Genomic DNA, 10,970 nt, shown 5'->3' on the forward strand with positions numbered 1-10,970 from the left:
TCATGTATACTGTAAAGTATAACCAAACCATTGTGACTTAGGAAATGAGGATGCGTAGTGTCTAACGAAAAATTAACGAACCGTGACCGCTTACTTGCTGTACGAGAAATCTTCGAACGTCAGTCGGATGAAGACCATACGTTGACGCTTGAGCAATTGAGCACGGAACTCTCGAAACGAGGACTGATCGAGAAGCTATCCCGAAAATCGTTGAAGGATGATATTGCGGCACTTGCCAAATCAGGTTTTGACGTCGTGGCGGAAGAGACGAAGAATGGACTTGCCATTCCGTATCATCTCGTCAGTCGTCCCTTTGAGCATCATCAACTCCGATTGCTGGTCGATGCCATCGCCAGTGCGAAGTTTATCTCGGAAAGTGAGACGACGTCGCTCGTTCAGACGATTCAGTCGTTGACGAGTGATAAGATGGCGGAGTCTCTCCAGCCGGTACTACATACTGTCAAAAAACCAAAAGGAATGACGTCGCGCTCGATCGATACGATCCAGAAAGCTATCAGTGATGAGTTCGTCATCAGTTTCCAGTACCAAGGAAAGTTTAACGAACGGACGCGAAAGTTCGAGTTACGGAAAGATGGAGAGCATTACCTCGTTTCTCCGGCTCACCTGTTGATGGATAACGGAAATTACTATTTGATTGGACGTGATGAGCGGATCAAAGAGATTCGGACGTACCGGGTCGACCGAATCGTCAATTGTAAAGCGTTTGAACCGATGGAAGAATCGGTCCATGTCGAGCCGAGTTACTTAAGTAACATGTTCAACATGTATGGGGGAGAGAACGAGCAATTGACGCTTAAATTTCAGGAAAGTCTGATGCCGACCGTCGTCGACCGGTTCGGAACGGATATCCGCTGCCGTCGTCTCGATGACCTCTGGTTCGAAGTCAAGGTCGATGCGCTCTTTTCCGACGGGTTCATGATGTGGCTGATTCAATTCGGTAATCAGGCGGAAATCATTGCGCCTGTCGAACGCCGGGAGACATTCAAGAACAAGGTAGCAGGTCTTGCGACGATGTATCAAGTCGAAACACCTGCTCTTTAAGAGTTGAAGCAAGGTTCACTTGACCGTGGATCTTGCTTTTTTTATTTGTCGAGAAAAAAACTTTTTGTCGTTTTTTGTCGGATATTCATATTTGAATATTTTAAGCGAATAGTTCCAGTTACTATTAAGGATATCTGATACTTATGTAGGAGGAACGACATGCAACAGATGGAAAAAAGCCAATCAAACGGGATGCGGAAACTAGCTACTTTCCTCTTCTTCGTTTGTCTATCCTATACATCGTGGTACTTATTCTCACTTTTTGTCTTTCATCTCGTGTTTCCAGAAGATGTCGTGACATCCTTAGATATCGTCGTATTCGGATTCAGTCCGCTCGTCGCTCTTGTTGTCACCATCGGCTCGTTACGCTTGATCGAACGACGCATGAAACCTAAATTCACACCGCTTTTATTGATCGGATACATCCTTTCGACAAGTGTGCTGATTTATTACTCACTTGCTAACGAACTTCTGCCCCGACTGTGACTTGCAACTCCCTAACAATTGGCATATGCTACGCTTATAGCTTGCTAGGTAAGGGGGGATACGATGAACGCACAGTATATCCTCGACTGGATGCCGCTCGTGATTCCTGTCGGTGCCATCGTCTTTATTGTCGTCATTGCGCGTAAGGCTTCAAAAATCGATGCTGAAAAGTAAGGAGACTCCATTCAGGGAGTCTTTTTTTATTGGATCCTGTTGTTACTTTATTCGCACGATTTCCCTATTGTGAAAAAACATAATGTCATCCATTTCTATGGTATAAAGGAACTAGGCGAAAGACCTAATATTAGGAAATCATGGAGGGACAGATTAGACAAAGAACCGTCATGACTTTACTTGCACTCAGTTTACTGCTTACCGTATGTATGATGAAAAAAACAACGTTGACGCCAAAGGCCAGTACCATCGATCTCACCATCGCTGTCGTCGGAAAGGCTCCAGTACTTACGCAATCCCCGGACTTCCACTCGATTGATCTGCAGGATATCAAAAGGGATTTACGACGTTACGATGCCGTCATGATCATGCCGGAGTACTTACATCAGGCATCGGGACGTGACTATGCCACCGTCTACCGGAAAGCACAGATTCCGTTTTTCTTCATCGGCTCTCAAAAATCCGTCGAACCGTTTCTTGATCCGAGTCTCTCCTATGAGGAAAGCATCTCGGTGCCGAATCCGACGTTTGCGGCTGGTATGCTCTATGACGATACACAAGAGACGACCTGGTTGTTCGGTGAGGGGATCGAACGACCGAATCGTTCAGAGCAACTGAAGATCTATCAATCAATCTTTCAAACGATTGAACAGAGTCACCTAATAAAGTAACGCTTACATGAAAACAGACCGAAGCGCTCGGAAGTACATCCATTTCCGAGCGCTTCGGTCTATTATTCGTCAATCGACTTGTTTCGTCGGGGCTAAGACGATTTCTCGAATATTGACGTGTTGTGGTTGCTCGAAGGCGAATAAGACGGTGTCCGCGACGACTTGCGGATCGAGACCACCGTCAATCGACTGTTTCCATTCGTTGTAGCCGTCCTTGATCGCGTCACTTGTCGTATGACCGAGTAATTCCGTCTCGACGACTCCTGGTGCGATCGTCATGACGCGGACACCGTGAGAGGCGACTTCACCCCGGACGTTCTCACTCATCGCGTGGACGGCGAATTTCGTGCCGACGTATGCGGCGTGGTCGGCGAACGTCTTTTTACCGGCAATCGAACTGATATTGATGATCGTACCGGTCTTCCGCTCTACCATCGAGGGAAGGACGGCTTGCATCCCGTGTAAGACACCGAGCGCATTGACGTCAAACATCTCTTCCCATTCTTCCGCTCCTTGCGTCTCGATTTGACCGAGTAACATCCGTCCTGCATTGTTGATGATCGCTTCGACCGGTCCGAACGCTTCCTTCGCGTTTGCTAAAGCAGCATCGAGGGCAACTCGGTCGGTGGCTGCGACTTGGCGAATCAAGACATCATCTGAAGCAAGGCTCGCCAGACGGTCAATCCGTCGTCCGAGCAATAAGACGCGGTACCCTTTCTGAATGAACGTTCGCGCAATCGCATGCCCGATTCCTGACGTGGCACCTGTGATGGCAATGAATCCTGTTTTCATGATATCGTCTCCTTATTTGATATGATAGATTGAAGATAACAGAGGGAAACCAATCCGAGAAGTACGCACTTTTAGGTCAGTCGGTTACCTTTTGGTAAGGGAGGGGACGGTATGCCGTATCTAAATGAGTTCGATGCGACGATGCGTCAGATTCAAGGCAAGTGGAAAGTGATGATCTTGTACGAGCTGCACGAAGAAGGGAAAGTACGTTTTAATACACTGGAGCGTTATATCCAGGACGTCTCACCAAAGACGCTGACGCAACAGTTGAAACAACTCGAACAAGATGGCTTGATTACACGGACCGTTTACCCGGAGATTCCACCCCGCGTCGAATATGCCTTGAGCGAAAAAGGAATCTCTTTGATTCCCTTACTTGATGCGATTTGCGACTGGGGTCTTGCGACGACACCACGCAACCAATTGATGCGCACGTTATGCGACGAGGAAGCCCCCGCTCCATGAGCAGGGGCTTTTTGTTAACGTTCGATTTGTTCCCGTACTTGACGGCGGAACGTCTGGATGTCGTAAGCTGGTTCACTTGGACTGAACTCGATTCCGTCAATCAGACGCGCGTTTGGTGACGCATCCGGGAACTCGATCCGTGTCAGCCATTCAAGCGTCGTCTCTTCATGGCGTCTTGGGAAGGCTTGCTCGAGTTGAGAGGCAATCTTCAGAAGCGGATGATGACTATGCCGCTTTGGCGCATGCGCCCGTACCTGCTTGGAGTGCTTGACGGTTTGTTCTCTTTCGATTGCTATGACTTTTCGCTTCCGGATGACATAAAGCGTAACCGCAACTAAGATCACGGTCAGAAGCGTCGTTGCGATCCAAATCCAATCCGGTGTTCCTGCCTGGACGGCAGCTTGATCCACGTCTTGAACACCTTTGATATTCTTTAGCCCCATTGCCCGGTTCGTCATCGTGTCCGCTTCTCGACCAAGTGGTTCCGTCCAAAGGAATAATGAACCGAATGCTTCAAATAGCGGACGAATCGCACTCGTAACGGATCCGACGAGCGCTTCTTTCGTGAGCCGGAAGACGACAGCGATGATCAGCCCCGCGCTGAGGACTAACGCGATCGTCGGTAAGATACGCCGCCATTCTGTCATGTACGTGACGACGAATGGATACGCAATGACGAAGACCAAAATTAAAAATGCGCCAATCGGTGGTGTCACTCCCGGGAACAATACCATCACGACGCCGATGACCATCGCACTCGTAGCGTATCGCCACGGCGAATCGACCGTATCAAGAAACGCGGTCCAGGCGACGAAGACGAGCGCTAAGACGCTAGCTATGGGAGAGAGGAAATATAATGGTCCCGCTACGAGTAGCTGTAATCCGATGCGAAGCGAACGATGTGGCACGAAGGCAAGTGCCGGAAGAGCGAGCGCGAGATAGAACGGAACCGGTAACAGACTCGCAAGGAATATCCACCAGAGAATCATGCGCTCACTCCTTTCTGCCGGTGACCGAGATGGATCTCCGCCGTCGTCGACGGTACACTACGTTGCAATCGTTTCGTGAAGTACCGGCGTTCGAGCGGTAGATCGTATTCGGAAATCCGAGCAAGGCATTCCATCGTCCGTAGGAATTGATGTTTTCCCATACCAGACGGAACATGGTACCACTGCCCGGATCGGTTGACCATCGAAATCCAGAGGCTGTAGGAAGCCCCTTGTTTCTCGAGTTCACGGATGATCGTCGCGGCACGCGATAATAGTTTCTCGAAGTCCGAGCGGAGAGCGAGTCCGTCTGCGGACAAGCCATCGACGATGACGGCATAATCATGGTTACGTTTCCTGTCATATTGATACGAGTACAGTTCATTCGTCTTCGCATAAGCGGACCAGTAGATCGACTTCGCATCTCCGGAGTAGGGGACGACGGAGTGGAAACTCGAGCGATCGGTGAACGGACTCGAGCGATCAATCGTCTCACCGGGAATCATCCGTTCATTCCACTCGACCGACGCTGGTGCAAAGTCAGGGAAGACGTGACCCAGCTCTTGGATATCAAGCGTCACATAGATTGTGATCAAATGAAACGGATCCGAGATCATGACGTCAAACGACTGAATCCGAATCGTTCCCCGGTGAGCGGCAATGACATCGATTGAAAATGGCACGATCGTCTGTTTGCTGACATATAAGTGTTGACGCCAAAATTGACTACTCGCATCAGGAAGCTTGATCTGATCCCCGAGCAAGCCAGAAATCGTGATGCGACCGAGTGGTAACTTCGTTGGGTTCGATAACTCGAACGGTATCTGGATCGTTTCCTCTCGAAAAGCGCGAACGGTCTCAAGGAGGCGGACGCGAATCCGCTTCGCGACGTATTCGAGATAATACGGCATCACCCAGCCATATAATGTATAGGCGAGTAATAAAGCCGCAATCCAGACAGGACCATAGAGACCGACGATGACGCCGCTTGCACCTGTCATCGTAAGAATGATGAGGTTAAAGCCTTTTGGTATGATCAATTGCATGATTACACCTCAGTTGGAACAGTGAGTGAATCGAGGACTTGCTCGACGAGACGTTCGTTCGATAGCTTCAGCGTCGCTTCGAGCGTCAAGACGAGACGGTGGGCAAGCAATGGCGTCGCCAAGTGCTTGACGTCCTCTGGTGTGACGTACGTCCGCTCCTGCATCCAGGCCCGTGCTTTCGCGGCTTTTAAGAGTGCGAGCGTCGCTCGTGGACTCGGTCCAATCTCAACGTCACGATGGGCGCGGAGTGCGTCACAGACATCGAGTAAGTAGTTTTCGACGCTATCTTCGATCGAGACGGCGATGACTTCCTCTTTCCAGTCATTGAGTTGTTCGAGCGGAATCTGTAGTTCGGCTGCTGTTAAGTGTGCTCCACGTAATAATGCCTTCTCCGCCTGACGTGTCAGCGGAGCGAACGACAACTTGAACAAGAAACGGTCGAGTTGGGCATGCGGCAGTGGGAATGTGCCGTGTCCATCGAATGGATTTTGTGTCGCGATGACAAGAAAGTGTTGCGGTAACGTATAGGAGGTATCCCCGATCGTCACTTGTCCTTCCGCCATTGCCTCGAGCAATGCTGACTGTGTCCGTGGCGTCGTCCGGTTAATCTCATCGACGAGGACGATGTTCGCAAACAGCGGACCAAACCGTTGTTCGAACGATCCTGTCAGCGGGTTGAACAGCTCCATCCCAAGTAGATCGGTCGGTAACGTATCCGCTGTACATTGAATACGTGAGAACTTCGCTTCGAGTGTCTGCGCTAGTGCTTTTGCTAGTGTCGTCTTACCGGTCCCCGGACGGTCTTCGAGCAACACATGACCTTCTGCGAGCAAGCCCATCAATAAATGATCAATCACATCGTCCTGACCAAGGACAGATTGTTTGAGTGATGTACGTAACGTTTGAAACATAGATGATTCCCCCTTTAAGATGCATCGTATTTCTAAAGTGTACGAAAATTCAGAAAAAACTGCTAGTGATTTTCCAGGAATCACGCATAAAGAAATACGTCTATCTTTTATACTACCAGTTTCATCCAAAAGTTTCGTGAAATATCAAAAAAATTGAAACAGGATTATGAAGTTACTTAGCGAATAGAAGGATATAGTCATTAGAATAGGGGGGATGGACAGATGAAACTACATACTACCGAATCGAACTCTACTCTAAACCAGCAACAGGACGTTGCTCACAGTCCTATCGACGAGTATCAACGGATTGTTGCTGGAGGACCTCCGAATCGCCGAGCCTTTGCCGCGATTCGTCGGCTCCCATTCGCATTACGTTTGCTGACGTATACGATCGGTTCCTTATTCACAGCAGGCATCCTCGCTGGACTCGTCATCAGTCTACTCGGTTAAAAAAGACTCCCTCAGCATTCCGAGGGAGTCTCATCATTCTTCAAAGAGATCATCCATCAACTCGGAGATCTCTTTTTTACGTGCGTTCGTCTCATCGCGTAAGATCCGAATCGAACGTCCGGTCCAGTCAAGTCGGTCGCCGATCGTTGCCTGGCGCGGTAAACGACTTTTCGGTAACGTGATTGTCTCGCGTTCGTCGGTTTCGCAAATCGCTAGATCGTCTTCAAAATCTGCTAGGGTCAATCGCATCTGATGCACCTCCACGTCTCGTTATTCCGGTCGTAAATCGGTCCGGTTCGATTCCTTGATGCCGTCACCGGTCGAAATATACTGAATCGTTCCACTTTGATCGGTCCGGTCAATCGTAATCCGTTCTGCTTTCAGTTCCTGTAAAACGGAGGGACGTGGGTGACGATAAGCATTATCCTGCCCGGCTGAGATCAAGGCTCGCTTCGGATCAACGGCTTGTAGGAAGGGCAGGGAGGACGATGTGTCTGCTCCGTGATGCCCAAGCTTCAAGACATCGGCGCTAAGATCGGCATCCGACTCGAGCAATTGTCGTTCCGTCCGGATCGGAGCGTCACCCATGAAGAGGAACCGGTCCTGTCCATGTTCGACCCGCAGAACGGCACTCCAACTGTTGAGATCCTGCGTTCCGTCCGTTAGGGGCGCAAGGAACGTAAAGCGTGCGGCTTCACTCGGTATCTCAAGACCCGCTTTGACGGCTTTAATTGTCACCCCTTCGCGTTTGACGGCTAGAAGGAAATCGCGGTATGTCTCTGTCGTATGCGTGACACGCGGGGCATAGACGCTATCGACTGGAAAGGCATCGAGGACGGTATCGAGTCCACCGATATGATCGGCGTCCGGATGTGTCGCGATGACTGCTGTTAAGCGTTTGACACCCAATTCTTGCAGGTAGCGGACGACATCCTCACCTTTGCCGTTATTCCCGCCGTCAATCAAGATTGCGTCTTCCTTCGTCCGGATGAACGTGCTATCTCCTTGACCGACGTCAAAACCGTAGACCTCCATTTGTCCCTCTGTTGGGGCAAGGGGCTCTTCGTCCCGTGTCGTATAGAAGATGACGATCAGGCAGAGTGCTAACAGAATCGTTGATCCCCATTTCAACATGTCGGTTCCTCTTTCTCGAACAGATACAGCATGCCGTTACGCGGATGACCGAACCGTGGCCCCCGGTAACCGCGCCGTTTCAAGGCAGCACGCATCAAAATCATCATACCGCCATGCCCGACGAGTAAGACCCGTTCATCATCCTCGAACATCAGTTGATTCAACAGGACCTCAATCCGTTCATTCGCTTCCTTGATCTCCGCTTGAATCCGTTTGCTGAACGGGGCTGCGAGTCGACCGAGGACCGCCCAGCCAAGAAACGGTAACCGTAGATTCGACTGAATCGTCGGAAACGGTACTTCCCGTAGTAGATCCGTCACGATGATCTCTTTATCGTAGACACTCTTCGCCGTCTGGACGGCGCGTGGCATGCTACTGGCATAACAGACCGTCCAGTCAATCTGACCAAGCTCGACCGGTTGAATATCGATGTCTGACGTATCATACCGTTCAATCCATTTTTCAATATCGCTGGCGCTGATCCAGCCTTTTGTCGGGTATCCTTCCGTAACCCGGTGATGTCTCACTAATCCAATTTGTTTCATGCTTCGTGCGACGGTCAAGACCGTCTCCCTCACTTTCATTCATCATTTAGAGTGCGGCGCGAATCGCCAGTCCACATAAAATCGCACCTAAGATACTGAGCAAGCTCCCGATGATGTAATATTCCGCAAAGCGGCGATCTTCAAACTGTTTAAAACGGGCCAGTGCCTTCAAGGCAATGATGAAGCCGATGGCTCCGGTTGCGTTCGTGACGACGAGCAGGGTAATGATTGCCCGTTCGACGAGACCGATATAACGTCCGATCCCGTTTAATTCCGTCGTATAACTGCGGGCAGAATCTTCGACTTCATGTGTGACGGTCCGTGAGACGCCGTCGAGTTGCTCTTTACGTGTCACTTTTCGCTCGAAATGTGCTTCGATCAAGCGCGGAGCAAATGGTGCGAGCATCAAAGCAATCCCGTGACCGAGTAACTCTGTCGTCACTAAACTAAAGCACAGAATCCAGAGGACCTGCTCAGGTCGCGCGAACGACAATGACCAATCAATCGGAACGAACACCCATGTCAAGGCAATGATGGCAGCGATATGTAACGCTTGATCGATCCAGTACGCCGCTGCTTGCTTGACGCGACGTTTGAGCGGGGAAGCATCGAGTAGGGCGTGAAACACGAGAATGCTCCCTCCTAGCCATCCGGCGATGTCGAGGGTCAACTGCCCTCGGATGACGAAGAACGCGAGGACAAGTAGCATCAGAGACGCATGGACGGCAAGATGTTGGAACAAGATGCGTCGGTGTCGATGTTTCAGTTGCGCCATCCGTCTCGTCTGTAATGGAAAATCAGCAAGTAAGTGGACAAGGATAAGGCTAAGTAAGACAGTCACCGAATCGCCTCCCAGACTTGGAATTGCTCCAGTGCCTGTGCCAAGGCAGCTTCAAGTCGCTTGCGTTGCTTACGCTGCGAGCGAGAGACGAGTTTTGCGACATTCGCGCGAGCATCTTGTTCCTTAAAGCCCATCTTTAAACCGATCTCTTCATACGTATCATCCGGATATTGATCCATCAACCGGTGCAACTCAATTTGACGGTCCGTCTTCCCGAAATACGCCGGATAGAGCATCTCAAGATAACCATTCAGCAGGGCGGTCGGTAAGTAGGGCGGTCCAGCAAAGGCGATCTGTGACGGAAGCGTCTTCGCCAATTCCTGTGCTTCAAAGGCATGAATGATCGCACTGCCATTGGCTTCTTCAGCTTGGGTCGTTGAAATCGTCTCATATTGACCAAATCCGATCCCGATGTAACCTGGTAATTCTTGATTCAATAAGTGCAGCATGACCGGATAACTGACCGGATAATCCGCAAATACCGCCAGTAAGCTATCACCGGATTTGATTTGGAACGGAACGATACTCGTAGGAAATGCAGTATTCAGATCGTTCGCGAGTTCTCGGAGCGCTTGAAGTAATGCTTCTTTGCTCGGATAATCGCGGGAGCCTTTGACATCAAACGACAAGGCAACAGCTTGCATGACGATTCCTCCTGTTCATTTGTTGCCACAATCATGGAAACATTTTATTTGTTACCGTTAAAAAGGTAACATTCGCGGTGTTACTGTTATTAGAGTAACAAAGAATGAAGAAGAAGACCAACAGGACGATAGACCGATTTTTAGATGACAGGGGGGATGAATGAATCTGACCAGAAAATCATTTTTTTATTCAAGTTAACATAACATATATTATCAATAGTTATAAGATTTTGTCTCATAATCAGGGTAAACTTAAGATAGTGAGACAAAACAAAAAAACACGGAATTAACCGTGTTTTCGACAATCATACGGACGTGTCCGTTCCAATCGATGAATCAAACGATCCAGGAATATATGATGGCGGCGTTCAAGTTGCGTGATCCGATCAAGTGGCAACCACGCGAAATCAAAGAAATCACCGCAATCCTGACCGTCACCAGCCACACAATGCGTCCAGCGGTTCTCTTGGCATTCGATGTGCGCATGGTAGAAATACGTGTAATGCACCCGCATTCGCTCCGGATAGCGCATCTCTTCTTCGCCGATGTACTGGACGGATGCTAACGAGAGACCACTTTCCTCAAGCGTCTCACGGACAGCCGCTTCTTTTGCGATTTCAGCATCTTCGATCGTACCTGCGGGGATCTGCCAATCACTCTCAGGAGCCGATTGTGGATGAAAAACAAGTAGTTCCCATCCGTTAGGTTTTTCCCGAGTGATATAGATTGCTACTTTTTCGCGACGTCTGAATTTCATCTTCAT

General features: G+C 49.6%; 15 protein-coding genes. 5 read left to right on the top strand and 10 right to left on the bottom strand.

All coding sequences use genetic code 11. From position 1 onward, the window contains the following. Positions 1-57: 57 nt before the first annotated feature. The 3 genes from KNQ12_RS17195 to KNQ12_RS01090 all read left to right on the top strand — a co-directional run bounded on the left by KNQ12_RS17195 (position 58) and on the right by KNQ12_RS01090 (position 2,393). Positions 58-1,062: a helix-turn-helix transcriptional regulator gene (locus tag KNQ12_RS17195; protein WP_214745742.1), complete on the top strand. Its 1,005-nt coding sequence runs from the start codon at positions 58-60 to the stop codon at positions 1,060-1,062. A 159-nt stretch (positions 1,063-1,221) separates the two neighbouring features. Beyond that, complete coding sequence (locus KNQ12_RS01085) at positions 1,222-1,548, top strand: hypothetical protein (protein ID WP_055968121.1); 327 nt, start codon at positions 1,222-1,224, stop codon at positions 1,546-1,548. A gap of 344 nt (positions 1,549-1,892) precedes the next feature. Next, a complete protein-coding gene (locus tag KNQ12_RS01090) occupies positions 1,893-2,393 on the top strand; it encodes a hypothetical protein (protein WP_214775386.1) in 501 nt (166 codons plus the stop codon). Between the two features lie 69 nt (positions 2,394-2,462). Here KNQ12_RS01090 and KNQ12_RS01095 read toward each other — a convergent pair whose 3' ends face one another. Next, entirely contained in the window at positions 2,463-3,185 is a 723-nt protein-coding gene (locus KNQ12_RS01095; RefSeq protein ID WP_214745747.1) for an SDR family oxidoreductase, read from the bottom strand. Positions 3,186-3,296: 111 nt separating this feature from the next. On the opposite strand from KNQ12_RS01095, the gene KNQ12_RS01100 reads away from it, so the two are divergent. After that, positions 3,297-3,650 carry a winged helix-turn-helix transcriptional regulator gene (locus tag KNQ12_RS01100; RefSeq protein WP_214745750.1) on the top strand — a complete coding sequence of 118 codons (354 nt, stop codon included), beginning with the start codon at positions 3,297-3,299 and terminating at the stop codon, positions 3,648-3,650. A gap of 14 nt (positions 3,651-3,664) precedes the next feature. On the opposite strand, the gene KNQ12_RS01105 is transcribed toward KNQ12_RS01100, so the two are convergent. The 3 genes from KNQ12_RS01105 to KNQ12_RS01115 are packed head-to-tail and all read right to left on the bottom strand — an operon-like array spanning position 3,665 to position 6,593. Then, complete coding sequence (locus KNQ12_RS01105; RefSeq protein ID WP_214745753.1) at positions 3,665-4,639, bottom strand: hypothetical protein; 975 nt, start codon at positions 4,637-4,639, stop codon at positions 3,665-3,667. After that, positions 4,636-5,682: a DUF58 domain-containing protein gene (locus tag KNQ12_RS01110; RefSeq protein WP_050677947.1), complete on the bottom strand. Its 1,047-nt coding sequence runs from the start codon at positions 5,680-5,682 to the stop codon at positions 4,636-4,638. The genes KNQ12_RS01105 and KNQ12_RS01110 overlap by 4 nt, the downstream gene beginning before the upstream one ends. A gap of 2 nt (positions 5,683-5,684) precedes the next feature. Continuing rightward, positions 5,685-6,593, bottom strand: coding sequence for an AAA family ATPase (locus tag KNQ12_RS01115; RefSeq protein ID WP_023468326.1), 909 nt, complete (start codon positions 6,591-6,593; stop codon positions 5,685-5,687). A gap of 222 nt (positions 6,594-6,815) precedes the next feature. On the opposite strand from KNQ12_RS01115, the gene KNQ12_RS01120 reads away from it, so the two are divergent. Further along, complete coding sequence (locus KNQ12_RS01120; protein ID WP_023468327.1) at positions 6,816-7,043, top strand: hypothetical protein; 228 nt, start codon at positions 6,816-6,818, stop codon at positions 7,041-7,043. Between the two features lie 33 nt (positions 7,044-7,076). Here KNQ12_RS01120 and KNQ12_RS01125 read toward each other — a convergent pair whose 3' ends face one another. From KNQ12_RS01125 to KNQ12_RS01150, 6 genes are all read right to left on the bottom strand, one after another. Further along, entirely contained in the window at positions 7,077-7,292 is a 216-nt protein-coding gene (locus tag KNQ12_RS01125) for a DUF3006 domain-containing protein (protein ID WP_023468328.1), read from the bottom strand. Positions 7,293-7,313: 21 nt separating this feature from the next. Continuing rightward, positions 7,314-8,174, bottom strand: a complete 861-nt coding sequence (locus KNQ12_RS01130) for a ComEC/Rec2 family competence protein (RefSeq protein ID WP_058265977.1) — start codon at positions 8,172-8,174, stop codon at positions 7,314-7,316. Continuing rightward, on the bottom strand, positions 8,171-8,761 hold the full coding sequence (locus KNQ12_RS01135; RefSeq protein WP_251137740.1) for a histidine phosphatase family protein: 591 nt from the start codon (positions 8,759-8,761) through the stop codon (positions 8,171-8,173). The genes KNQ12_RS01130 and KNQ12_RS01135 overlap by 4 nt, the downstream gene beginning before the upstream one ends. A gap of 7 nt (positions 8,762-8,768) precedes the next feature. Then, positions 8,769-9,563 (bottom strand): DUF3307 domain-containing protein, encoded by a 795-nt coding sequence (locus tag KNQ12_RS01140; RefSeq protein WP_214745756.1) that lies wholly within the window; start codon positions 9,561-9,563, stop codon positions 8,769-8,771. Further along, positions 9,560-10,207 carry a hypothetical protein gene (locus KNQ12_RS01145; RefSeq protein WP_035397351.1) on the bottom strand — a complete coding sequence of 216 codons (648 nt, stop codon included), beginning with the start codon at positions 10,205-10,207 and terminating at the stop codon, positions 9,560-9,562. Before KNQ12_RS01145 ends, KNQ12_RS01140 begins: the two co-directional genes overlap by 4 nt. Before the next feature lie 286 nt (positions 10,208-10,493). Next, positions 10,494-10,964: an NUDIX domain-containing protein gene (locus KNQ12_RS01150; protein ID WP_231681758.1), complete on the bottom strand. Its 471-nt coding sequence runs from the start codon at positions 10,962-10,964 to the stop codon at positions 10,494-10,496. Positions 10,965-10,970: the final 6 nt, after the last annotated feature.

The sequence above is a fragment of the Exiguobacterium sp. s11 genome, assembly GCF_018619015.1.
In the GTDB taxonomy this organism is placed as follows: Bacteria; Bacillota; Bacilli; order Exiguobacteriales; family Exiguobacteriaceae; genus Exiguobacterium_A; species Exiguobacterium_A indicum.

Coding starts and splice junctions, on each gene's coding strand:
- KNQ12_RS01115 (WP_023468326.1), bottom strand. CDS start 6,593: ATGTTTCAAACGTTACGTACATCACTCAAACAATCTGTCCTTGGTCAG.
- KNQ12_RS01085 (WP_055968121.1), top strand. CDS start 1,222: ATGCAACAGATGGAAAAAAGCCAATCAAACGGGATGCGGAAACTAGCT.
- KNQ12_RS01135 (WP_251137740.1), bottom strand. CDS start 8,761: ATGAAAGTGAGGGAGACGGTCTTGACCGTCGCACGAAGCATGAAACAA.
- KNQ12_RS01090 (WP_214775386.1), top strand. CDS start 1,893: ATGACTTTACTTGCACTCAGTTTACTGCTTACCGTATGTATGATGAAA.
- KNQ12_RS01150 (WP_231681758.1), bottom strand. CDS start 10,964: ATGAAATTCAGACGTCGCGAAAAAGTAGCAATCTATATCACTCGGGAA.
- KNQ12_RS01110 (WP_050677947.1), bottom strand. CDS start 5,682: ATGCAATTGATCATACCAAAAGGCTTTAACCTCATCATTCTTACGATG.
- KNQ12_RS01095 (WP_214745747.1), bottom strand. CDS start 3,185: ATGAAAACAGGATTCATTGCCATCACAGGTGCCACGTCAGGAATCGGG.
- KNQ12_RS01100 (WP_214745750.1), top strand. CDS start 3,297: ATGCCGTATCTAAATGAGTTCGATGCGACGATGCGTCAGATTCAAGGC.
- KNQ12_RS01105 (WP_214745753.1), bottom strand. CDS start 4,639: ATGATTCTCTGGTGGATATTCCTTGCGAGTCTGTTACCGGTTCCGTTC.
- KNQ12_RS01120 (WP_023468327.1), top strand. CDS start 6,816: ATGAAACTACATACTACCGAATCGAACTCTACTCTAAACCAGCAACAG.
- KNQ12_RS01145 (WP_035397351.1), bottom strand. CDS start 10,207: ATGCAAGCTGTTGCCTTGTCGTTTGATGTCAAAGGCTCCCGCGATTAT.
- KNQ12_RS01125 (WP_023468328.1), bottom strand. CDS start 7,292: ATGCGATTGACCCTAGCAGATTTTGAAGACGATCTAGCGATTTGCGAA.